Here is a 22978-nt window from a genome sequence, read left to right as displayed (position 1 = left end):
CAATGGCCGAAGCAAAAGTACTCAGTGGCGCCGGGCTCCGTGGCCAGGTTGCCGGGCAAACCGCATTGTCCACCGTGGGCCAGGCCGGAGCCGGGCTGACCTATCGCGGCTACGACGTGCGTGAACTGGCCGCCGACGCGCAATTTGAAGAAGTCGCCTATCTGCTGCTGTACGGCGAACTGCCGACAACAGCGCAACTGGCCGACTATCAAAGCAAACTGAGCAAGCTGCGCGACCTGCCGCAAGCTTTGAAAGAAGTGCTCGAACGAATTCCCGCCGACGCCCACCCGATGGACGTCATGCGCACCGGTTGCTCATTCCTCGGCAACATCGAACCGGAGAAAGACTTCTCCGAACAGCGCGACAAGACCGACCGTCTGCTCGCCGCGTTCCCGGCGATCATGTGCTACTGGTATCGCTTCAGCCACGACGGTAAGCGCATTGACTGCGTCAGCGACGAGCCAACCATCGGCGGCCACTTCCTGCACCTGCTGCACGACAAGAAGCCAAGCGAACTGCACGTCAAAGTGATGAACGTGTCGCTGATCCTCTACGCCGAACACGAATTCAATGCCTCAACATTCACCGCACGGGTTTGCGCCTCGACTTTGTCGGATCTGTACTCGTGCGTGACGGCGGCGATCGGTTCGCTGCGTGGCCCGTTGCACGGTGGCGCCAACGAAGCGGCGATGGAAATGATCGAGCGCTTCTCGTCGCCGGAAGAGGCGATCAAAGGCACCCTCGGCATGCTCGAGCGCAAGGACAAGATCATGGGCTTCGGCCACGCGATCTATAAGGACAGCGACCCGCGCAACGAGGTGATCAAGGGCTGGGCGAAAAAACTCGCGGACGAGGTCGGCGACAAGGTGCTGTTCCCGGTTTCCGAGGCCATCGACAAGACCATGTGGGAGCAGAAGAAACTGTTCCCGAATGCCGACTTCTACCATGCCTCGGCGTACCACTTCATGGGCATCCCGACCAAGCTGTTCACGCCGATCTTCGTCTGCTCGCGCCTGACCGGCTGGGCCGCGCACGTGTTCGAACAACGCGCCAACAACCGCATCATCCGCCCAAGCGCCGAATACACCGGCGTCGAACAGCGCAAGTTCGTGCCAATCGAACGTCGCTGAATGGTGAGCTGACCCGGAACCAGAGAACCCCGCTAGACCCTGTGGGAGCGAGCCTGCTCGCGAAGACGGACTGGCATCCAACAAGGATGTCGACTGATCTATCGCTTTCGCGAGCAGGCTCGCTCCCACAGTGGACGGTGTGCAACTCAGGTGTCTGGCCTCACCCTTTGAAATTACCGTGACCCGAGTCCTGACCCGATGAACACAGAATTCCGCAAGAACCTGCCCGGCACGCCGCTGGATTACTTCGACACCCGCGCGGCGGTCGAGGCGATTGCGCCTGGCAGCTACGACACCCTGCCGTACACTTCCCGCGTGCTCGCGGAAAACCTCGTGCGTCGCTGCGACCCGGCCACGCTCACCGATTCCCTCGAGCAACTGATCGAACGCAAACGCGATCTCGATTTCCCGTGGTTCCCGGCGCGGGTGGTCTGCCATGACATCCTCGGCCAGACCGCGCTGGTCGACCTCGCTGGCCTGCGCGATGCCATCGCTTTGCAGGGCGGCGACCCGGCGCAGGTCAACCCGGTGGTGCCGACGCAACTGATCGTCGACCACTCGCTGGCCGTCGAGGCGGGCGGTTTCGATGCCCAGGCCTTCGAGAAGAACCGCGCCATCGAAGATCGCCGCAACGAAGACCGTTTCCACTTCATCAACTGGACCAAAAAGGCCTTCAAGAACGTCGATGTGATCCCGCCGGGCAACGGCATCATGCACCAGATCAACCTGGAGAAAATGTCCCCGGTGATTCAGGTGCGCGAAGGCGTGGCGTTCCCCGACACCTGCGTCGGCACCGACAGCCACACGCCGCACGTCGATGCGCTCGGTGTGATCGCGATCGGCGTTGGCGGCCTCGAAGCCGAGAGCGTGATGCTCGGCCGCGCGTCGTGGATGCGCCTGCCGGAAAGCGTTGGCGTCGAACTGACCGGCAAGCTGCAACCGGGCATCACCGCCACCGACATGGTCCTGGCCCTGACCGAATACCTGCGCAAGCAGAAAGTCGTTGGCGCGTGGCTGGAGTTCTTCGGTGAAGGTGCAGCAGCGCTGACCCTCGGCGACCGCGCCACAATTTCCAACATGGCCCCGGAATACGGCGCCACGGCGGCGATGTTCTACATCGATCAGCAGACCATCGATTACCTGAAACTGACCGGTCGTGAAGACCAGCAGGTTCAATTGGTCGAGCAGTACGCCAAACTCACCGGCCTGTGGGCTGACAGCTTGAAAGGCGCGCAATACGAGCGCGGCCTGACCTTCGATTTGTCCTCGGTGGTGCGCAACATGGCCGGCCCGAGCAACCCGCACGCCCGCGTTGCGGTATCGGATCTGGCGGCCAAAGGCATCTCCGGCCAGTGGGATGACGTACCGGGGCAAATGCCCGATGGCGCGGTGATCATCGCCGCCATCACCAGTTGCACCAACACCAGCAACCCGCGCAACGTCATCGCCGCTGGCCTGTTGGCGCGCAATGCCAACAAGCTCGGCCTGACGCGCAAGCCGTGGGTCAAATCTTCGCTGGCGCCGGGCTCGAAAACCGTGGCGCTGTACCTCGATGAAGCGGGGCTGACCACTGAACTTGAACAGCTCGGTTTCGGCGTTGTGGCGTTTGCCTGTACCACTTGCAACGGCATGTCCGGCGCCCTCGATCCGCTGATCCAGCAAGAGATCATCGACCGCGATCTGTACGCGACCGCTGTGCTTTCCGGCAACCGCAACTTCGACGGCCGCATTCACCCGTACGCCAAACAGGCATTCCTCGCCTCGCCGCCGCTGGTGGTTGCTTACGCGATCGCCGGGACCATCCGCTTCGATATCGAGAAAGACGTGCTGGGCGTGGTCGATGGCAAGGAAATTCGCTTGAAAGACATCTGGCCGAGCGATCAAGAAATCGATGCGGTGGTGAAGTCGTCGGTCAAGCCTGAGCAGTTCCGTCAGGTCTATATCCCGATGTTCGCCGTGCACGAAGACACCGGCCCGAAAGTCGCGCCGCTGTACGACTGGCGCGAGATGAGCACCTACATCCGCCGTCCGCCGTACTGGGAAGGCGCGCTGGCCGGCGCCCGTCCGCTGAAGGGCATGCGCCCGCTGGCGGTGCTGCCGGACAACATCACCACTGATCACCTGTCGCCATCGAACGCGATCATGCTCGACAGCGCCGCCGGCGAATACCTGGCGAAAATGGGCCTGCCGGAAGAGGACTTCAACTCCTACGCCACCCACCGTGGCGACCACCTGACGGCACAGCGCGCGACGTTCGCCAACCCGAAACTGTTCAACGAAATGGTCGTGGAAAACGGCAAGGTCAAACAGGGTTCGCTGGCGCGTGTCGAGCCGGAAGGCCAGGTCATGCGCATGTGGGAAGCCATCGAAACCTACATGCAGCGCAAGCAGCCGCTGATCATCATCGCTGGCGCTGACTACGGTCAGGGTTCGTCCCGCGACTGGGCGGCGAAAGGCGTGCGCCTGGCCGGCGTCGAGGCGATTGCCGCTGAAGGTTTCGAGCGCATTCACCGCACCAACCTGGTGGGCATGGGCGTGTTGCCGCTGGAATTCAAACCCGGCACCAACCGCCACACCCTGGCCATCGACGGCAGCGAAACCTACGACGTGATCGGCGAACGCAAACCCCGCGCGGATCTGACGCTGGTGATCAATCGCAAGAACGGCGAGCGCGTCGAAGTGCCGGTGACCTGCCGTCTCGATACCGCTGAAGAAGTGTCGATCTACGAGGCCGGCGGCGTGTTGCAGCGCTTCGCACAGGATTTCCTCGAAGGATCGGCGGTAGCCGTTTAAATCAACGTGTGGGCATGGGATTTCAAGTCCCATGCCTTCGGTAAGGAGCACCATGGCTCACGCACCACAAATCAGAATCGCTGCCACCTACATGCGCGGCGGCACCAGCAAAGGCGTGTTCTTCAGCCTCAAGGATCTGCCCGAAGCAGCGCAGGTTCCAGGCCCGGCGCGCGACGCTTTGTTGCTGCGAGTGATCGGCAGCCCCGATCCCTACGACAAGCAGATCGACGGCATGGGCGGCGCGACGTCGAGCACCAGCAAAACCGTGATCCTGTCGAAAAGCACCCGCGCCGATCACGACGTCGATTACCTGTTCGGCCAGGTGTCGATCGACAAGCCGTTCGTCGACTGGAGCGGCAACTGCGGCAATCTCTCGGCGGCGGTCGGTTCGTTCGCCATCAGCAACGGTCTGGTCGACGCCAGCCGCATTCCGCACAACGGTGTGGCGGTGGTGCGCGTGTGGCAGGCCAACATCGGCAAGACCATCATCGCCCACGTGCCGATCACCAACGGCGAAGTGCAGGAGACCGGTGATTTCGAACTCGACGGCGTGACCTTTCCGGCGGCCGAAGTGCAGGTCGAATTCATGGATCCGGCGGCGGAAGAAGAGGGCGGCGGTGGCTCGATGTTCCCCACCGGCAATCTGGTCGATGAGCTCGAGGTTCCGGGTGTCGGCACGTTCAAGGCGACCATGATCAACGCCGGGATCCCGACGATATTCGTCAACGCCGAAGACATCGGTTACACCGGCACCGAACTGCAAGGCGCGATCAACGGCGATCCAAAAGCGCTGCTGATGTTCGAGACGATTCGTGCTTACGGTGCGTTGCGCATGGGCCTGATCGCCAATCTGGAAGAAGCCGCCAAGCGTCAGCACACGCCGAAAGTCGCATTCGTCGCCAAGCCTGCGGATTACGTAGCGTCGAGTGGAAAAGCGATTGCCGCTGGTGACGTCGATCTGCTGGTGCGCGCGTTGTCGATGGGCAAACTGCACCACGCAATGATGGGCACGGCGGCAGTGGCGATCGGCACGGCGGCGGCGATTTCCGGCACGTTGGTCAATCTTGCTGCTGGTGGCGTTGAACGCAATGCCGTGCGTTTCGGCCATCCGTCCGGGACTTTGCGCGTGGGCGCTGAGGCGACGCTGGAGAACGGCGAATGGGTGGTGAAGAAAGCCATCATGAGCCGCAGTGCGCGGGTGCTCATGGAAGGTTACGTCCGCGTGCCTGCTGACTCGTTCTGACTCGACATTTTACCCTCACCCCAGCCCTCTCCCTGAGGGAGAGGGGGCTGACCGAGGTGTCTTGCGAGGTACATCGACCTGAGAGATCGAGACGATTATGGATTCAGCGATGGACTTTCAGGTCGGTGAACCTCCACGGCATCCCCCAATCGGTCCCCTCTCCCTCGGGAGAGGGCTAGGGTGAGGGGCTACCCTCTGACACAACACAAAGAAACCAGACACCACGAACCATAAACCAGCCAAGCCCTTGAGGAAGACCCAACCACTCATTTCCCCGAACAGGAGAACCACCGTGAGCGCCAACGTCGACCTGAACAACCGCCCCGATTACGACGCAGTCCTGCAGGACATCGCCGACTACGTCCTCACCTTCAAGCCCGAATCCGCCGAGGCGCTGAACACCGCGCGCAATTGCCTGATCGACACGCTGGGCTGTGGTCTGCTGGCCCTGCGTTTCCCCGAATGCACGAAGCACCTCGGCCCGATTGTCGAAGGCACGGTTGTACCGTTCGGTGCACGAGTGCCAAGTACCCCTTATCGCCTCGATCCGGTCAAAGCCGCCTGGGACATCGGCTGCATAGTCCGCTGGCTGGACTACAACGACACCTGGCTTGCCGCCGAATGGGGCCATCCATCGGACAACCTCGGTGCCATCCTCGCCGTTGCTGATCACCTGTCACAGAAACGCATCGCCAACGGTGAGGCGCCGCTGACGGTTCGCGATGTGCTGGAAGCAATGATCATTGCCCACGAGATTCAAGGCGTGATCGCTCTGGAAAACTCCTTTAACCGGGTAGGACTGGATCACGTCATTCTGGTGAAAGTCGCCTCGACCGCCGTCAGCGCCCGACTGATGGGCGCCAATCGCGAGCAGCTGCTGTCGGCGCTGTCCCACGCCTTCGCCGACGGTCAGGCGCTGCGCACCTATCGCCATGCGCCAAACGCCGGCTCACGCAAATCCTGGGCGGCGGGGGATGCGGCGAGTCGCGGCGTGCGCCTGGCCGACATCGCCATGCGCGGTGAGATGGGCATTCCCGGCGTTTTGAGCGCGAAGCAGTGGGGCTTCTATGACGTTTCGTTCAGCCACACCAACAATGATCTGGCGCTCAAGCCCGAGGACAAGCGCGCTTTCAGCTTTTCCCGGCCGTTCGGCAGTTACGTGATGGAAAACGTGCTGTTCAAGATCAGTTTCCCCGCCGAATTCCATGCGCAGACGGCGTGCGAGGCGGCGGTGACCTTGCATCCGCTGGTTCGCAATCGCCTGCATGAGATCGACCGCATCGTCATCACCACCCATGAATCGGCGATCCGCATCATTTCCAAGGTCGGCCCGCTGGCCAATGCCGCCGACCGCGACCACTGCCTGCAATACATGACCGCCGTGCCGCTGGCATTCGGCAATCTGGTGGCTGAGCACTACGAAGACGACTTCCACAAGGCGCATCCGATCATCGATGTGCTGCGAGAAAAAATGGTGATTGTCGAAGAACCGCGCTTCACCCGCGAATACCTTGAGCCTGACAAACGCTCGATTGCCAATGCCGTGCAGGTGTTTTTCAAGGACGGCAGCAGCACCGACAACGTCGTGGTGGAGTACCCGATCGGCCATCGCCGCCGCCGCGCCGAAGGCATTCCGTTGCTGGAGGACAAGTTCAAGGCCAACCTGGCCACGCGGTTTGCCGGGCAGCGTTGCGCTGAGATATTTGCGCTGTGCGAGGATCAGGCGCGGCTGGAAGCCACAGCGGTGAATCGATTCATCGATCTGTTTGTGCTCTGACAGACCGCGTTATCGTTCTTCGCGAGCAAGCTCGCTCCCACAGGGAATGGTGATGAACACAGAAATTGTGAACGCCTTCAGAACCTGTGGGAGCGGGCTTGCCCGCGATAGCGTCAGATCAGGCACCGCAAACCTACTTGAACCGCCGCTCAACGCCTTTCTCCACGAGAATCTTCGCCGAAATCTCTTCCACCGAGAAATGCGTGGAATTGATATGCGGAATGTTCTCGCGGCGGAACAGGTTCTCCACTTCGCGCACTTCGAATTCGCACTGGGCGTAGCTCGAATAACGGCTGTTGGGCTTGCGCTCATTGCGGATCGCGGTCAGGCGGTCGGGGTCGATGGTCAGGCCGAACAGCTTGTGCTGATGGGCGCGCAGGGCGGTCGGCAGGGTCAGGCGTTCCATGTCGTCTTCGGTCAGCGGATAGTTGGCCGCGCGGATGCCGAACTGCATGGCCATATACAGACACGTCGGCGTTTTGCCGCATCGCGACACGCCCACTAGTATCAGATCGGCTTTGTCGTAATAGTGGGTGCGCGCGCCGTCATCGTTGTCGAGGGCGAAGTTCACCGCCTCGATGCGCTCCATGTAATTGGAGTTGTGCCCGATCGAATGGGATTTGCCGACGGTGTAGGAAGAATGCTCGGTGAGCTCCTGTTCGAGCGGCGCGAGGAAGGTCGAGAAAATGTCGATCATGAAACCATTGGACGTTGCGAGAATCTCACGGATGTCCTGATTGACGATGGTGTCGAAGATGATCGGGCGAAAGCCGTCGGTTTCAGCGGCTTTGTTGATTTGTTGTACCATGGCCCGCGCTTTTTCCACGCTGTCGATGTAGGGCCGCGTGAATTTGCTGAAGGTAATGTTTTCGAACTGCGCCAGCAGGCTTTGACCCAGGGTTTCGGCGGTAATGCCGGTGCCATCGGAGATGAAGAAAGCAGATCGTTTCATTTGCACCTTGGGCCTTAAGCTGATGAGCATTTCTGGATATGATAGGCGCGATTTGCTGGCCGCCATTGGCCCGCATTCTCACTTATTTTCCAGGTCCAGGCCATACAACCGGCCAAGGCTCCCCCGGGCCGCCGGTTTCTGAGCTTTTCCAACACAGTTAGTGGAGAGATCACCTTGGTAGAGTACGTAGTTTCCCTCGATAAGCTCGGCAAACACGATGTTGAGCATGTGGGGGGCAAGAACGCATCCCTGGGCGAGATGATCAGTAACCTGGCAGGCGCCGGTGTTTCGGTCCCCGGCGGCTTCGCCACGACGGCTCAGGCCTATCGTGACTTCCTCGAACTGAGCGGCCTGAACGATCAGATCCACAAGGCCCTCGACGCGCTCGACGTCGACGACGTCAATGCCCTGGCCAAGACCGGTGCGCAGATCCGTCAATGGATCATGGACGCCGAATTCCCTGAAAAGCTCAACACCGAGATCCGCACCGCGTTCGCCGCGCTGTCGGCCGGCAATCCTGACGTGGCCGTGGCCGTACGTTCTTCCGCCACCGCCGAAGACCTGCCGGACGCGTCCTTCGCCGGTCAGCAGGAAACCTTCCTGAACATCCGTGGTGTGGAAAACGTTATCCGCGCCGCCAAAGAGGTGTTCGCTTCGCTGTTCAACGACCGTGCGATTTCCTACCGCGTGCACCAGGGCTTCGACCACAAACTGGTCGCCCTGTCGGCTGGCGTGCAGCGCATGGTGCGTTCGGAAACCGGCACCGCCGGCGTAATGTTCACCCTCGATACCGAATCGGGTTTCCGTGACGTGGTGTTCATCACCGGCGCTTATGGCCTGGGCGAAACCGTCGTACAAGGCGCGGTCAACCCGGATGAGTTCTACGTACACAAAGGCACCCTGGAAGCCGGTCGTCCGGCCATCCTGCGCCGCAACCTGGGCAGCAAAGCCATCAAGATGATCTACGGCGACGAGGCCAAGGCCGGTCGTTCGGTCAAGACCGTCGATGTCGACAAGGCCGAGCGCGCGCGTTTCTGCCTGACCGACGCCGAAGTCAGCGAGCTGGCCAAGCAGGCGATGATCATCGAGAAGCACTACGGCTGCCCGATGGACATCGAGTGGGCCAAGGACGGTGACGACGGCAAGCTGTACATCGTGCAGGCGCGTCCGGAAACCGTGAAAAGCCGCACCCAGGCCAACGTGATGGAACGTTACCTGCTCAAGGAAACCGGCACCGTGCTGGTGGAAGGTCGGGCGATCGGCCAGCGCATCGGCGCCGGCAAAGTACGCATCATCAAAGACGTCTCGGAGATGGACAAAGTCCAGCCGGGCGACGTTCTGGTATCCGACATGACCGACCCGGACTGGGAACCAGTGATGAAGCGCGCCAGCGCCATCGTCACCAACCGTGGCGGGCGTACCTGCCACGCGGCGATCATCGCCCGGGAGCTGGGCATCCCGGCAGTGGTCGGTTGCGGCAACGCCACCCAGCTGCTGAAGGATGGCCAGGGCGTGACCGTATCCTGCGCCGAAGGCGACACCGGCTACATTTTCGAAGGCGAACTGGGCTTCGACATCAAGAAGAACTCCGTCGACGCCATGCCGGAGCTGCCATTCAAGATCATGATGAACGTCGGCAACCCGGACCGCGCCTTCGACTTCGCCCAATTGCCGAACGCCGGCGTTGGTCTTGCGCGGCTGGAATTCATCATTAACCGCATGATCGGCGTGCACCCGAAAGCGCTGTTGAACTACGACGGCCTGCCGCAGGAAATCAAGGACAGCGTCGACAAGCGTATTGCCGGTTACAGCGACCCGGTCGACTTCTACGTCGACAAACTGGTGGAAGGCATCAGCACCCTGGCTGCAGCGTTCACGCCGAAAAAAGTCATCGTGCGTCTGTCGGACTTCAAGTCCAACGAATACGCCAACCTGATCGGCGGCAAGCTCTATGAGCCGGAAGAAGAAAACCCGATGCTGGGCTTCCGTGGTGCTTCGCGTTACATCAGCGAATCGTTCCGCGATTGCTTCGAGCTCGAATGCCGCGCGCTGAAACGCGTGCGCAACGAGATGGGCCTGACCAACGTGGAAATCATGGTGCCGTTCGTCCGTACTCTGGGCGAAGCCAGCCAGGTGGTCGATCTGCTCGCCGAGAACGGCTTGAAGCGCGGCGAGAACGGTCTGCGCGTGATCATGATGTGCGAACTGCCATCCAACGCGATTCTGGCCGAGGAATTCCTCGAATTCTTCGACGGCTTCTCGATCGGCTCCAACGACCTGACCCAACTGACTTTGGGTCTGGACCGCGATTCGGGGATCATCGCGCACCTGTTCGACGAGCGGAATCCGGCGGTGAAGAAGCTGTTGGCCAACGCCATTCAGGCCTGCAACAAGGCCGGCAAGTACATCGGCATCTGCGGTCAGGGTCCTTCGGACCACCCGGATCTGGCCAAGTGGCTGATGGAACAGGGCATCGAAAGCGTGTCGCTGAACCCGGACACCGTGCTGGAAACCTGGTTCTTCCTCGCCGAAGGCCAGGCTTGATCAGTATGTAATTGGCCCGCGCCCCATGTGGGAGCGGGCCTTGAGATTTAAGTAGGGCGGGCTCCAGCGGATGCCGCCCTTTTTTGTGCAAGAGCATTATGCAAAGCAGCAGCAACCTGTTTCCTGTCGCGCTGATCAGCGCCGAGCGGCGCGGCGATCTGAGCGAAGACGTCTATCGATTGAAACCCGGCAACAGCCCGGACTGGTCCGTGGAGATCGCCGTCACCCGCTTGGGCATGGCCGATGACACGGCGCCACGCGGCGTGCCGGTGATTCTGTTGCACGGCAGCTTTTCCAATCGGCGCTTCTGGTTTTCCCCCAAAGGCCTCGGGCTCGGCGCGTATCTGACGCGGCTGGGCTTCGACGTGTGGATCCCGGAAATGCGCGGTCACGGCCTGTCTCAGCGCAACGAAGACTATCGGCGCAATCGTGTGGCCGACTACGCCCGCTACGATCTGCCGGCGATTGCCGCTTTCGTGCGTGAGCAGAGCGGACAGATCCCGCACTGGATCGGCCATTCGCTGGGCGGCATCACCCTGGCAGCAGCGCTCGGCGGCGAATACCTTGGCGAACCGGCCGTGGCCTCGGCGGCGTTTTTCGGCACCCAGGTCAGCCGCACCTACTGGCCGTTGAAAATCCCACCGGTGGAGTGGGGCGGGCGCTTTATTCTCAAGCGTTTCGCGCAGTTGTCCGGCTCACGCCTCAAACGCGGCCCGGAAGACGAGCCGATCGGCCTGGCCATCGAAAGCATGCGCTGGTACGGCTTGTTCGGCCGCTTCGGCGACAAGGACAAGGATTGGTGGGCCGGGCTTGCCGAGGTGCAGGTGCCGGTGTTGGCTGTGACGGCAGCGGGTGATCATCAGGATCCGGCGTGGGCCTGCCGCAAGCTGTTCGAGCAGATCGGCTCTGAACGCAAGCAGTTCATCAATCTGGGCCGCGAGCAGGGCTTCTCGGATAATTTCGGTCATGTCGAGATGTTGGTGAGCAAAGCAGCGCAGACTGAGGTATGGCCGCTGGTGGCGCGCTGGTTGAACGATCAGCAGACGCCATTGCTGGCGCAGACGACCGATCTGGCCGCTGCAGTGTGAGGGGCGTTCCGTTCAGCCTGGCTTGCGGCTAAGATATGACGCATTGTGCGGTTCTGGTCATATTTCGTGACTGTTTAGCTATTACGTTTCAGGGTTTGTTCAGGTTGCGTCAGCGACCATGGCATGGACTAAGGTAAACAGCGACCGCCGGAACTCGTCTCATCAGAATGCGGCATCCTTGATCGTCTTCCTTGTTACAGGAGTTTTTCGATGGAACATTACCTTACGCCTGACCTGTGCGACGCCTACCCGGAGCTGGTGCAGGTGCTGGAACCGATGTTCAGCAATTTCGGCGGCCGGGATTCCTTCGGCGGCGAAATCGTGACCATCAAATGCTTCGAAGACAATTCGCTGGTCAAGGAGCAGGCCGAACTCAGCGGCAAAGGCAAAGTGCTGGTGGTCGATGGCGGCGGTTCGCTGCGCCGCGCCCTGCTGGGCGACATGATCGCCGCCAAGGCTGCGCAGAATGGCTGGGAAGGGCTGGTGATCTACGGTTGCATCCGTGACGTCGACGTCATCGCCCAGACCGATCTCGGCGTGCAGGCGCTGGCCAGCCATCCGATGAAAACCGACAAGCGCGGCATTGGCGACCTCAACGTCCCGGTGACTTTCGCCGGCGTGACGTTCCACCCAGGCCAGTACATTTATGCGGACAACAACGGCGTGATCGTTTCGCCGAGCCCGCTGAAAATGCCTGAATAAGCTTTTCGACAAGGGATGCGGATGTTCGAGGAAGAAAACGCGCAATGGGGGCTGGTGCATGCCCTGGTGCTGGACGGCAAGGGCGGTGCGCGTTCGATAGCCCGGACTGAGCTCGACGATTTGCAGCTGCTGGCCCATGAAAGCCTGTGGCTGCACTGGGATCGCAGCCATCCGCAGACCCAGACCTGGCTGCGCAAATCCAGCGGGCTCAATGAATTCACCTGCGATCTATTGCTGGAAGAGAATACCCGCCCGCGTCTGTTGCCATTGCCCGACTCCGAGCTGTTGCTGTTTCTGCGCGGGGTCAATCTCAATCCCGGCGCCGAGCCGGAAGACATGGTCTCGGTGCGGATTTTCGCCTCGGCTCAGCGAGTGATTTCCCTGCGCTTGCGTCCGTTGCGCGCTACGGATGAGTTGCTGGCGCTGCTGGGTGAGGGCAAAGGGCCAAGAACTTCCTCGGAATTGATGCTGTATCTGGCGCAGTTCCTCACCAACAAAGTGCAGGATCTGGTCACATGCCTGTCGGAAGTGGTCGATGAGGAAGAAGAAAAGCTCGACGCCGACGAACGGTATACACCCGAGCATGGGGCGATTTTGCACATCCGTCGCAGAGCGGCCGGGCTGAAGCGTTTTCTCGCCCCACAGCGGGATATTTTCGGACAGCTGACGCGGATCAAACTACCGTGGTTCGTCGAAGACGACGCCGACTACTGGAACGAATTGAACAACAGCCTGACCCGTTATCTGGAAGAGCTCGAATTGACCCGAGAGCGCGTGGGGCTGGTGCTGGAGGCCGAAGACCGGCGTCTGAGCGTGCACATGAACCGCACCATGTATCGCTTCGGCATCATTACCTGCATCTTTTTACCGATGAGTTTCATCACCGGTCTGCTCGGGATAAATGTCGGCGGTATTCCGTTCGCCGAAAGCCCGTATGGCTTCCTGATCGCCTGTCTGACGGTGCTCGCCCTGGCATTCGGCCAGTGGTGGTTGTTCCGTCGATTGCGCTGGGTGTGAACATGGCGCATGTGACCCGAGTAAATCTGCCCGCGTCTTTCACAGACATCACGAGAGGTGCGTATGCACGATCCGTTTGAACAGTCTTTGCGCGACATGCTCAACGCTTCACCGTCCAGCCGCGACGACGATGCCTGCCTGGGCCGCGTACTCAAAACCGCCAACCGCCAGGTCGGCGCCGGTGATCTGTTCAGCCTGCTGGGCCGCTGGCTGCCCGCGCTGATGATTGCCCTGAACAATGGCTCGGCGCATGTCTCGCCGGTTTCCCGTCTTCGTAAAACTACCGCTCGCACTGCTGATAAGGCTGATTGAATATGGAACTTGATCTCTGGACTCAGAGCCTCGTCACTGCAATGACTGCGTTGTGGACCAAAGTCGCTAACTTCATTCCGAACCTGTTCGGCGCACTGGTTGTGCTGCTGTTGGGTTTCGTCGTGGCCAAGCTGCTCGACACCTTGCTCTCCAAATTGCTCGCAAAACTGGGCCTCGATCGCCTGATGGGCGGCACCGGGCTGACCAAGCTGATGTCGCGTGCCGGGCTGCAGGTGCCGATCTCGACGCTGATCGGTAAAATCGTCTACTGGTTCGTTCTGCTGATTTTTCTGGTATCTGCGGCAGAATCCCTTGGCCTTGAGCGAGTTTCAGCTACGCTGGACATGCTGGCGTTGTATCTGCCGAAAGTATTCGGCGCCGCGCTGGTGCTGCTGGTCGGTGTCCTGCTGGCGCAACTGGCCAACGGGCTGGTGCGCGGCGCAGCAGAAGGCGTAGGCCTGGACTACGCTTCCGGGTTGGGGCGGATCGCGCAGGGGCTGGTGATCATCATCAGCATCTCGGTGGCGATCAGCCAGCTCGAGGTCAAGACCGACCTGCTGAACCATGTGATTGTTATCGTATTGATTACCGTTGGTCTGGCAGTTGCGCTGGCCATGGGGTTGGGAAGCCGGGAAATTGCCGGTCAGATTCTTGCGGGAATCTATGTGCGTGAGCTGTACGAGGTTGGGCAACAAGTGCGTGTTGGCGAGGTCGAAGGCCAGATCGAAGAGATCGGCACGGTTAAAACCACATTGCTGACCGATGAGGGTGAGCTAGTCTCTCTCTCCAATCGGATCCTGCTGGAACAGCATGTGAGTAGCCGCTAAACCGGCAAACCCTGCTAATGTATGCCGCCGCAAAATGCCAGCCGAGGCTGGTTGTGGCGGACATTGACCTGACTGTCGGCACGACTTGTTTTGAATAAAGCCCAACCGCTATCCACGCGCTACGACCCCCGCGAGCTCTCTGATGAGGAGTTGGTCGCGCGCTCGCATACCGAGCTGTTTCACGTAACGCGCGCCTACGAAGAGTTGATGCGGCGTTACCAGCGAACATTATTTAACGTCTGCGCGAGATATCTTGGGAACGATCGCGACGCAGACGATGTCTGTCAGGAAGTGATGCTGAAGGTGCTGTACGGCCTGAAGAACTTCGAGGGGAAATCGAAGTTCAAAACCTGGCTTTACAGCATCACTTACAACGAATGCATCACGCAGTATCGGAAGGAACGGCGTAAGCGTCGCTTGATGGACGCTCTCAGTCTGGACCCTCTTGAAGAAGCGTCTGAAGAAAAGGCGCCGAAGCCGGAGGAGAAGGGTGGGCTTGATCGCTGGCTGGTGTATGTGAATCCGATTGACCGCGAAATTCTGGTGCTACGATTTGTCGCAGAGCTGGAGTTTCAGGAGATCGCAGACATCATGCACATGGGTTTGAGTGCGACAAAAATGCGTTACAAACGCGCTCTAGATAAATTGCGTGAGAAATTTGCAGGCATTGCTGAAACTTAGTTCAGCGCAAATATCTCTTACGTGTAGGCAAGTTCTGATAGACTTGCCGCCGAGTTGTCCCCCGGTTTGCGGGACTGCTTCACAATCACCAGATGGGGATTTAACGGATGAAACTGAAAAACACCTTGGGCTTGGCCATTGGTTCTCTGATTGCCGCCACTTCGTTCGGCGCTCTGGCACAAGGCCAAGGCGCAGTTGAAATCGAAGGCTTCGCTAAGAAAGAACAATTCGACAGCGCTCGTAACTTCAAGAACAACGGCAACCTGTTCGGCGGTTCGATCGGTTACTTCCTGACCGACGACGTTGAACTGCGTCTGGGCTACGACGAAGTGCACAACGTACGTGCCGACGATGGCAAGAACGTCAAAGGCGCTAACACCGCTCTGGACGCTCTGTACCACTTCAACAACCCAGGCGACATGATTCGTCCATACGTTTCGGCCGGTTTCTCTGACCAGAGCATCGACCAGAACGGTTCGAACGGTCGTAACCGTTCCACCTTCGCCAACGTTGGCGGCGGTGCCAAGCTGTACTTCACCGAGAACTTCTACGCCCGTGCCGGCGTTGAAGCTCAGTACAACATCGACCAGGGCGACACCGAGTGGGCTCCTAGCGTCGGTATCGGTGTGAACTTCGGTGGCGGCTCCAAGCCAGCTGCTGCTCCAGTTCCAGCACCTGCTGAAGTCTGCTCCGACAGCGACAACGATGGCGTTTGCGACAACGTTGACAAGTGCCCGGACACCCCAGCCAACGTAACCGTTGACGCTGATGGCTGCCCAGCAGTTGCTGAAGTTGTTCGTGTTGAGCTGGACGTGAAATTCGACTTCGACAAGTCGGTAGTCAAGCCAAACAGCTACGGCGACATCAAGAACCTGGCTGACTTCATGAAGCAGTACCCATCCACCACCACTACTGTTGAAGGTCACACTGACTCCGTCGGTCCTGACGCTTACAACCAGAAACTGTCCGAGCGTCGTGCAAACGCCGTTAAGCAAGTTCTGACCAACCAGTACGGTGTTGAATCGTCCCGCGTTCAGTCTGTTGGCTACGGCGAATCCCGCCCAGTTGCTGACAACAAAACTGACGCTGGCCGCGCTGTAAACCGTCGCGTAGAAGCGCAGGTTGAAGCTCAAGCTAAGTAATTAGCTGCCGCTGATGGAAAAGCCCGGCTCAGGCCGGGCTTTTCTTTGTCTGCGATTTGGCTTCGAATCTTGAAAGATCGCAGCCTGCGGCAGCTCCTACATTCAGATCATATGTGTCCTGTAGGAGCTGCCGAAGGCTGCGATCTTTTGCTCTTCCACGACAGCCGCCACCGCACCAATCACCAGAATCGCCGGGCTTTTCAATTCAAACGCCGAGGCATCCTCAGCCATCGCACTCAGATCACTGCGACATTCACGCTGATGCGCCAAAGAGGCGTTTTCGATCATCGCCACCGGCGTATCCGCCGCCATCCCTCCGGCCAGCAGATGATCACGAATCTCGCCCAGCTTGGCCACGCCCATGTAAACCACCAGCGTCGTCCCGCCTTGCGCCAGCGCCTGCCAGTTCAACTGGCTGTCATCCTGGGTATGCGCAGTCACCAACGTTACTCCGCGCGCCACGCCCCGCAACGTCAGCGGAATATCGCACTGGGTCGCCCCGGCCAGACCGGCGGTGATGCCATTGACCAATTCCACTTCAACCCCGCGCTGGCGCAACCACTGCGCTTCTTCGCCACCGCGGCCGAAAATGCACGGATCGCCGCCCTTCAGGCGCACCACGCATTTGCCCTGGCGTGCGTAACGCAGCATCAGCCGATGGATGAATGCCTGTGGCGTCGAACGGCAGCCGCCGCGTTTGCCCACTGGGATCACCCGCGCAGCCGGGCAGTGCTCCAGCACCGCGTCGTTGACCAGATCATCGATCATCACCACATCGGCCTCACGCAACGCGCGCACCGCTTTGAGCGTCAGCAACTCCGGATTGCCAGGGCCTGCGCCCACCAGCCAGACTTTCGCATTCATGGTGTTGTCCTCGTTAAATGACCGCGACCGGCTGCGCTTCGGCAGCCAGCAGACGCTTGATTTCCGGCACGCAGGAACCGCATTGCGTACCGCATCGGAGATTGTTTTTCAGGCCTTGCAGATCCAGGCCCTGGCGAATGCCGGCGCAGACTGCGTTGAGGCTGACGTTTTCGCAATTGCACAAGGTCTTGTCGCTTGCAATGGCGCCGACAGCGCCTGGCGGCGCGCTCATCGGCGCGAGCAGCCAGCGCCGCAGTTGTTGGTCGGCGCGGCCCTCCAGCCACAGGCTCTGCAACCAGTGTTGCGCAAGGGTTTCGCCGGCCAGGCGAATGGCGGTGATACGGCCGTTTTCGATGCGCACGCGCTTGCCAATGGCGCGACGCGGATCGTCATAGGCCAGAACCGGGCCATCCAGCAAGGACAGGCACTGGTCGATCTCGCCCAGCAACTGTGGATCGGGCGCCTCAGCGTGTGCAGCGCGTATCAGCAACGCTGGCCGCTCACGCCCGACAAGGCTGAGGCTGACGTAGGAAAACGCCTCACACAGCGGCCGTAGCGTCTCGAAATGCCGTTGAACATCACCCTCGATCAAGGCGAACAGTTGCCACGGCAGGTTGACTGCCTCCAGACGCACGCCGCTGTGCTTGAGCTCCGGTTGTTTGGACAGCGGATCAAACGCCGGCAAGGTCAGCGTGTTGACGCCGCCCTTGAGATAGCGATCGCCCCAGTGCATCGGCAGGAACGCCTGGCCCGGACGCACGCTGTCGTCGCTGCCGACCGCAACAATCACGGCGCCACGGCGGCTTTTCAGATTGACCAGATCACCGGGCTGCAAGCGGTGCCGGCGCATTTCGTCAGGGTGCAGGCTCAGCACGGCTTCGCTGACGTGGCCGAACAATTGCGCGGCGGTGCCGGTGCGGCTCATGCCGTGCCACTGGTCACGCAGGCGACCGGTGATCAAAGTCAGCGGGAAGCGCGCGTCGCGTTGTTCCTTGGCGGCGCGATACGGATCGGCAATGAACTGCGCGCGGCCATTGGCCGTAGGGAAAATGCCGTCGCCGTACAAGCGTGGCGTGCCTTGGCGGGCGCCGGCAGGGAAGGGCCATTGCTGCGGACCGATCTCGTCGATCAAGGCATGACTGATCCCGGACAGATCCAGGTCTCGCCCACGGGTCAGCGCTTTGAATTCATCAAACAACTGCGAAGGTTGATCGAAAGCGAACAGGCTTGGCTGCTTGGGGCGCAGACGTTTCTCCAGACGCTGTGCGAAATCCACCGTGATCGCCCAGTCCGGTCGCGCTTCGCCCGGTGCGACAACCGCTTTGCGCACGTGGGAAATGCGCCGTTCGGAGTTGGTCACCGAACCTTCTTTCTCGCCCCAACTGGCGGCGGGTAACAGCAGGTCGGCAAATGCAGCGGTTTCGGTGGTGCGAAAGGCTTCTTGCAATACCACAAAAGGGCAGGCCTCAAGCGCTGCGCGGATTGCGCTCTGATCGGGCATCGATTGCGCCGGATTGGTACAGGCAATCCACAGTGCTTTGATTTTGCAGCTGCGCAGGTTTTCGAACAGTTCGATGGCGCTCAGGCCCGGCGCCTCGGGCAAGCTCTCCACGCCCCAATACGCCGCCACCTCGGCGCGATGCTCCGGGTTGGCGGCATCGCGGTGACCGGGCAGCAGATTGGACAAACTGCCGGTTTCCCGCCCGCCCATGGCGTTCGGCTGACCGGTAAGTGAGAAAGGTCCTGCACCGGGCCGGCCGATTTGCCCGGTGGCCAGGTGCAGATTGATCAGCGCACTGTTTTTTGCGCTGCCGGCGGTGGACTGATTCAGGCCCATGCACCACAGCGACAGGAAGCTCGGCGCCGTGCCGACCCATTCTGCGCATTGCTGCAGCTGCTCGATGCTGATGCCGCACAGCTGCGAAACCATTTGCGGGGTGTAATCGCGGACCAGCGTCTTGAGTTCGGCGAGGCCTTCGGTGTGCGCCTTGATGAAATCGCGATCGATCCAGTCTTCCCACAACAGCAGATGCAAAATCCCATGGAACAAGGCGACATCGGTGCCCGGAAGAATCGCCAGATGAAGGTCAGCCAAATCGCAGGTGTCTGTGCGACGCGGGTCGATAACGATGACTTTCATCTGCGGGCGACGGGATTTGGCTTCCTCCAGTCGACGGAAAAGTACCGGATGGGCGTAGGCCATGTTACTGCCGACGATCATCACGCAGTCGCTGAGCTCCAGGTCTTCGTAACTGCACGGCGGCGCGTCGGCGCCGAGGCTGCGTTTGTAGCCGACCACCGCCGAAGACATGCACAGCCGCGAATTGCTGTCGATGTTGTTGGTGCCGACCAGCGCCCGCGCCAGTTTGTTGAAGGCGTAGTAGTCCTCGGTGAGCAACTGCCCGGAGATGTAGAACGCCACGCTGTCCGGGCCGTGTTCGGCGATGGTTTCGGCAAACACGTTGGTCGCGTGGTCGAGGGCGGTATCCCAGTCAGTACGGCTGCGCGCAAGGCCTTTGCCCAGGCGCAGTTCCGGGTACAAGGCGCGGGCGGCGAGGTCGCCGGTCAGGTGCAGCGTCGAGCCTTTGCTGCACAGTTTGCCGAAGTTGGCCGGGTGCGCCGGATCGCCGCTGACGCCGAGGATGCGCTCGCCGTCATGCTCGATCAGTACGCCGCAGCCGACCCCGCAGTAACAGCAGGTCGAGGCGGTCGTCTGGCGGTTCATCAGATGGCGTCCCGCAGGGCCAGTTGCACCCGGCCATTCTCGACCCGCGCCGGATGGTGATGGGCGCAGCCGATGTCCGGCGCCTGGGCTTCGCCGGTTTCGAGGTCGATCTGCCAGTTGTGCAGCGGGCAGGCCACGCGTTTGCCATAGATCAGACCCTGCGACAGCGGCCCGCCCTTGTGCGGGCAGCGGTCATCGAGGGCGAAAACCTCGTCGTCGCTTGTACGAAAAATCGCGATGTCACCTTTCGGTCCGGCAATGATCCGCGAACCGAGGGCGTTTATCTCTTCCAGCGCACAGATATCGAGCCAGTTCATGCCGGCACCTCCAGGTTTTTCACGGGGATCACGTCGAATTCTTTCTTCAGTTGCGGCTGCGCCAGCCGCTCCTTCCATGGGTCCTGTTCGAACGACAGGGAGAATTGCAGCCGCTCATTCAGGGCCTTGCGCCGCTCGGCGTCTTCGAGCACGTTCTTCTTGATGTGCTCCATGCCGACCCGTTGCAGGTAGTGCACGGTGCGTTCGAGGTAGAAGGCTTCTTCGCGGTAGAGCTGCAGGAACGCGCCGTTGTATTCACGGACTTCCTCGGCAGTCTTGAGCTTGACGAAGAACTCGGCGACTTCGGTCTTGATCCCGCCGTTGCCACCGATGTACATCTCCCAGCCGGAGTCGACGCCGATAATTCCTACGTCCTTGATGCCCGCTTCCGAGCAGTTGCGTGGGCAGCCGGACACGGCCAGCTTCACTTTGTGCGGCGACCACATGTTGAACAGGTCGTGCTCGAGTTCGATGCCCAGTTGCGTCGAGTTCTGTGTGCCGAAGCGGCAGAACTCGCTGCCGACGCAGGTTTTCACGGTGCGGATGGATTTGCCGTAGGCGTGGCCGGACGGCATGTCGAGGTCTTTCCAGACGCCGGGCAGATCCTGCTTCTTGATCCCCAGCAAGTCGATGCGCTGACCGCCGGTGACCTTGACCATCGGCACGTTGTACTTGTCGGCTACATCGGCGATCCGCCGCAGTTCCGACGGATTGGTCACGCCGCCCCACATGCGCGGCACCACCGAATAGGTGCCGTCCTTCTGGATGTTGGCGTGGGCGCGTTCGTTGATCAGACGCGATTGCGGGTCGTCCTTGGCTTCGCCCGGCCAGGTGGAAATCAGGTAGTAGTTGAGCGCCGGGCGACAGGTCGCGCAGCCATTGGGCGTGCGCCAGTTCAGGTAACTCATGGTCTCGGCGATGGTCAGCAGGTGTTCCTGGCGGATCGCCTGACGAATCTGCCCGTGGTTGAGGTCGCTGCAACCGCAGATGGCTTTTTCGCTTTTCGGTTTGACGTCGGCCGCGCCACCCACCGTATTGATCAGGATCTGTTCAACAAGGCCGGCGCAGGAACCGCAGGAGCTGGCAGCCTTGGTGTGTTTCTTCACTTCATCGACGCTGAACAGGCCGTGTTCCTGAATCGCCTTGACGATGGTGCCCTTGCACACACCGTTGCAGCCACACACTTCGGCGCTGTCGGCCATGACCATGGCTTTGTCCTGGCCCTGATGTCCTACGTCGCCTAAAGCGTTTTCGCCGAACATGAGGTGATCGCGGATCTCGCCGATGGCGTGATTCTCACGAATCTGCCGGAAATACCAACCGCCATCTGCCGTATCGCCGTACAGACAGGCGCCGACCAGCACGTCATCCTTGATCACCAGTTTTTTGTACACGCCGCCGATCGGGTCGGAGAGGGTGATGGTCTCGGTGCCTTCGCCGCCCATGAAATCGCCGGCGGAGAACAGGTCGATGCCGGTGACTTTCAATTTCGTCGAAGTCACCGAGCCCTGATAGCGAGCGAAACCCAGTTGCGCGAGGTGATTGGCGCAGACCTTGGCTTGTTCGAACAGCGGCGCAACGAGGCCGTAGGCGATGCCGCGATGGCTGGCGCATTCTCCGATTGCGTAGATGCGCGGGTCGTAGGTTTGCAGGGTGTCGTTGACCAGAATCCCGCGATTGCACGGAATGCCGGCCTTTTCTGCCAGTTCGGTGTTGGGGCGGATGCCGGCGGCCATCACCACCAGATCGGCAGGAATGATGTCGCCGTTCTTGAACTGCACCGAGCCGACCCGGCCATTGCCGGCATCGTGCAGGGCTTGGGTCTGTTCGCACAGGCGAAAGTGCAGGCCACGGGATTCCAGCGCCGATTGCAGAAGCTGGCCGCTGGTCTTGTCCAGTTGCCGCTCCAGCAGCCATTCGCCGAGGTGCACCACGGTCACGTGCATGCCGCGCAGCATCAGGCCGTTGGCCGCTTCGAGGCCGAGCAGACCGCCGCCGATGACCACGGCGTGCTTGTGGGTCCTGGCGGTGTCGATCATGGCCTGGGTGTCGGCGATGTCGCGATAGCCGATCACGCCCTGCAAGGTGTTGCCGGGAATCGGCAGGATGAACGGAGTCGAGCCGGTGGCGATCAGCAGACGGTCGTACTCGGCTTCGGTGCCGTCCTCGGCGATCACTCGGCGTTTGACCCGGTCGATCTCCACCACTTTGCGGTTGAGCAGCAACTTGATGTTGTTTTCCAGATACCAGTCGAGGTCGTTGAGGACGATCTCTTCGAAAGTCTGCTCACCGGCCAGCACCGGCGACAACAGGATGCGGTTGTAGTTGGTGTGCGGTTCGGCGCCGAAGACGGTGATGTCGTAGAGCTCGTCGCTCAGCTTGAGCAGTTCTTCCAGGGTACGCACCCCGGCCATGCCATTGCCGATCATCACCAGTTTGAGTTTTTTCATCAGGTTCTCCGGGAGCTGCGGCTGGCCTCTGGTGGGCCGTCGGGCCTTGCTCGACAAATTTTGCGCAAACAAAAAAAGGCGTCCCGCTAGTTGCCTAGCGAGGACGCCTTTGTCCTGGTCCCGTTCTCTCGGGAAGCGCAGCCTTCGTCGTTGAAGGTTGGGCTTTATGTATGGTGAAAAGGGTAATGCAGTGGTTGTGCCAACTTGGGTGGACGCGGTTTTATTGGGTGTTCGGGTTGTGACAGGAGGTTTTTTGCACCGAATCGAGGCGTGTTGCTCGTTCGTGGCGCGTTAATTCTGGGGGTTAAGCGGTGTCACACCGAATGCCTTCGCGAGCAGGCTCGCTCCCACAAGGTGTCTGCGAACGACACAAATGCCCTGTGGGAGCGAGCTTGCTCGCGAATGGCGCGGCGC

Annotated in this window: 17 protein-coding genes; 12 read left to right on the top strand and 5 right to left on the bottom strand. The window is 60.6% G+C overall.

Annotated features, from left to right (window positions below; all coding sequences use genetic code 11):
* The first annotated feature begins 2 nt into the window (after positions 1 to 2).
* The 4 genes from prpC to prpD all read left to right on the top strand — a co-directional run bounded on the left by prpC (position 3) and on the right by prpD (position 6943).
* On the top strand, positions 3 to 1130 hold the full coding sequence (gene prpC, locus D8U61_RS13775; RefSeq protein WP_125927624.1) for a 2-methylcitrate synthase: 1128 nt from the start codon (positions 3 to 5) through the stop codon (positions 1128 to 1130).
* A 198-nt stretch (positions 1131 to 1328) separates the two neighbouring features.
* Positions 1329 to 3923 carry a Fe/S-dependent 2-methylisocitrate dehydratase AcnD gene (acnD, locus tag D8U61_RS13770; protein ID WP_130927117.1) on the top strand — a complete coding sequence of 865 codons (2595 nt, stop codon included), beginning with the start codon at positions 1329 to 1331 and terminating at the stop codon, positions 3921 to 3923.
* Between the two features lie 52 nt (positions 3924 to 3975).
* Positions 3976 to 5166: a 2-methylaconitate cis-trans isomerase PrpF gene (gene prpF / locus D8U61_RS13765; RefSeq protein WP_125927622.1), complete on the top strand. Its 1191-nt coding sequence runs from the start codon at positions 3976 to 3978 to the stop codon at positions 5164 to 5166.
* Positions 5167 to 5458: 292 nt separating this feature from the next.
* On the top strand, positions 5459 to 6943 hold the full coding sequence (prpD, locus tag D8U61_RS13760; RefSeq protein ID WP_130927116.1) for a 2-methylcitrate dehydratase: 1485 nt from the start codon (positions 5459 to 5461) through the stop codon (positions 6941 to 6943).
* 133 nt (positions 6944 to 7076) lie between these two features.
* On the opposite strand, the gene D8U61_RS13755 is transcribed toward prpD, so the two are convergent.
* Positions 7077 to 7895, bottom strand: coding sequence for a pyruvate, water dikinase regulatory protein (locus D8U61_RS13755; protein ID WP_016773826.1), 819 nt, complete (start codon positions 7893 to 7895; stop codon positions 7077 to 7079).
* Between the two features lie 174 nt (positions 7896 to 8069).
* Between D8U61_RS13755 and ppsA the strand changes: the two genes are divergently transcribed.
* The 8 genes from ppsA (at position 8070) to D8U61_RS13715 (ending at position 16208) form a co-directional block, all read left to right on the top strand.
* The gene (gene ppsA / locus D8U61_RS13750) at positions 8070 to 10439 is read left to right on the top strand and encodes a phosphoenolpyruvate synthase (protein WP_051600403.1); all 2370 of its coding nucleotides are present in this window, start codon (positions 8070 to 8072) and stop codon (positions 10437 to 10439) included.
* A 98-nt stretch (positions 10440 to 10537) separates the two neighbouring features.
* On the top strand, positions 10538 to 11527 hold the full coding sequence (locus D8U61_RS13745) for an alpha/beta fold hydrolase (protein WP_130927115.1): 990 nt from the start codon (positions 10538 to 10540) through the stop codon (positions 11525 to 11527).
* 210 nt (positions 11528 to 11737) lie between these two features.
* The gene (rraA, locus tag D8U61_RS13740; protein WP_130927114.1) at positions 11738 to 12229 is read left to right on the top strand and encodes a ribonuclease E activity regulator RraA; all 492 of its coding nucleotides are present in this window, start codon (positions 11738 to 11740) and stop codon (positions 12227 to 12229) included.
* Between the two features lie 21 nt (positions 12230 to 12250).
* A complete protein-coding gene (locus D8U61_RS13735) occupies positions 12251 to 13246 on the top strand; it encodes a zinc transporter ZntB (protein WP_130887697.1) in 996 nt (331 codons plus the stop codon).
* Positions 13247 to 13309: 63 nt separating this feature from the next.
* Positions 13310 to 13558 carry a hypothetical protein gene (locus D8U61_RS13730; protein ID WP_003223293.1) on the top strand — a complete coding sequence of 83 codons (249 nt, stop codon included), beginning with the start codon at positions 13310 to 13312 and terminating at the stop codon, positions 13556 to 13558.
* Positions 13559 to 13560: 2 nt separating this feature from the next.
* Complete coding sequence (locus tag D8U61_RS13725; protein ID WP_016773831.1) at positions 13561 to 14385, top strand: mechanosensitive ion channel domain-containing protein; 825 nt, start codon at positions 13561 to 13563, stop codon at positions 14383 to 14385.
* Positions 14386 to 14475: 90 nt separating this feature from the next.
* Positions 14476 to 15066 (top strand): RNA polymerase sigma factor SigX, encoded by a 591-nt coding sequence (sigX, locus tag D8U61_RS13720; protein WP_016773832.1) that lies wholly within the window; start codon positions 14476 to 14478, stop codon positions 15064 to 15066.
* A gap of 107 nt (positions 15067 to 15173) precedes the next feature.
* On the top strand, positions 15174 to 16208 hold the full coding sequence (locus tag D8U61_RS13715) for an OmpA family protein (RefSeq protein WP_016773833.1): 1035 nt from the start codon (positions 15174 to 15176) through the stop codon (positions 16206 to 16208).
* A 102-nt stretch (positions 16209 to 16310) separates the two neighbouring features.
* Here D8U61_RS13715 and cobA read toward each other — a convergent pair whose 3' ends face one another.
* Genes cobA through nirB form a run of 4 tightly spaced genes read right to left on the bottom strand, consistent with a single transcriptional unit; the run spans position 16311 to position 22564 of the window.
* Entirely contained in the window at positions 16311 to 17072 is a 762-nt protein-coding gene (cobA, locus tag D8U61_RS13710; protein WP_130927113.1) for a uroporphyrinogen-III C-methyltransferase, read from the bottom strand.
* 13 nt (positions 17073 to 17085) lie between these two features.
* Positions 17086 to 19797 (bottom strand): nitrate reductase, encoded by a 2712-nt coding sequence (locus D8U61_RS13705; RefSeq protein WP_130927112.1) that lies wholly within the window; start codon positions 19795 to 19797, stop codon positions 17086 to 17088.
* Positions 19797 to 20114 (bottom strand): nitrite reductase small subunit NirD, encoded by a 318-nt coding sequence (gene nirD, locus D8U61_RS13700; RefSeq protein ID WP_016773836.1) that lies wholly within the window; start codon positions 20112 to 20114, stop codon positions 19797 to 19799. Before nirD ends, D8U61_RS13705 begins: the two co-directional genes overlap by 1 nt.
* Positions 20111 to 22564, bottom strand: a complete 2454-nt coding sequence (gene nirB, locus D8U61_RS13695) for a nitrite reductase large subunit NirB (protein ID WP_016773837.1) — start codon at positions 22562 to 22564, stop codon at positions 20111 to 20113. The genes nirD and nirB overlap by 4 nt, the downstream gene beginning before the upstream one ends.
* Positions 22565 to 22978: the final 414 nt, after the last annotated feature.

It is taken from the genome of Pseudomonas sp. Sample_14, from assembly GCF_004307515.1.
In the GTDB taxonomy this organism is placed as follows: Bacteria; Pseudomonadota; Gammaproteobacteria; order Pseudomonadales; family Pseudomonadaceae; genus Aquipseudomonas; species Aquipseudomonas atacamensis.
Note: the sequence above shows the minus strand (reverse complement) of the source record. Positions and strands in the feature narration are given on the sequence as shown.

Excerpts from the sequence above, each read along its gene's own strand:
- prpC (WP_125927624.1), top strand. The coding sequence starts at position 3 with ATGGCCGAAGCAAAAGTACTCAGTGGCGCCGGGCTCCGTGGCCAGGTT.
- acnD (WP_130927117.1), top strand. The coding sequence starts at position 1,329 with ATGAACACAGAATTCCGCAAGAACCTGCCCGGCACGCCGCTGGATTAC.
- prpF (WP_125927622.1), top strand. The coding sequence starts at position 3,976 with ATGGCTCACGCACCACAAATCAGAATCGCTGCCACCTACATGCGCGGC.
- D8U61_RS13755 (WP_016773826.1), bottom strand. The coding sequence starts at position 7,895 with ATGAAACGATCTGCTTTCTTCATCTCCGATGGCACCGGCATTACCGCC.
- D8U61_RS13745 (WP_130927115.1), top strand. The coding sequence starts at position 10,538 with ATGCAAAGCAGCAGCAACCTGTTTCCTGTCGCGCTGATCAGCGCCGAG.
- rraA (WP_130927114.1), top strand. The coding sequence starts at position 11,738 with ATGGAACATTACCTTACGCCTGACCTGTGCGACGCCTACCCGGAGCTG.
- D8U61_RS13735 (WP_130887697.1), top strand. The coding sequence starts at position 12,251 with ATGTTCGAGGAAGAAAACGCGCAATGGGGGCTGGTGCATGCCCTGGTG.
- D8U61_RS13730 (WP_003223293.1), top strand. The coding sequence starts at position 13,310 with ATGCACGATCCGTTTGAACAGTCTTTGCGCGACATGCTCAACGCTTCA.
- D8U61_RS13725 (WP_016773831.1), top strand. The coding sequence starts at position 13,561 with ATGGAACTTGATCTCTGGACTCAGAGCCTCGTCACTGCAATGACTGCG.
- D8U61_RS13715 (WP_016773833.1), top strand. The coding sequence starts at position 15,174 with ATGAAACTGAAAAACACCTTGGGCTTGGCCATTGGTTCTCTGATTGCC.
- cobA (WP_130927113.1), bottom strand. The coding sequence starts at position 17,072 with ATGAATGCGAAAGTCTGGCTGGTGGGCGCAGGCCCTGGCAATCCGGAG.
- D8U61_RS13705 (WP_130927112.1), bottom strand. The coding sequence starts at position 19,797 with ATGAACCGCCAGACGACCGCCTCGACCTGCTGTTACTGCGGGGTCGGC.
- nirD (WP_016773836.1), bottom strand. The coding sequence starts at position 20,114 with ATGAACTGGCTCGATATCTGTGCGCTGGAAGAGATAAACGCCCTCGGT.
- nirB (WP_016773837.1), bottom strand. The coding sequence starts at position 22,564 with ATGAAAAAACTCAAACTGGTGATGATCGGCAATGGCATGGCCGGGGTG.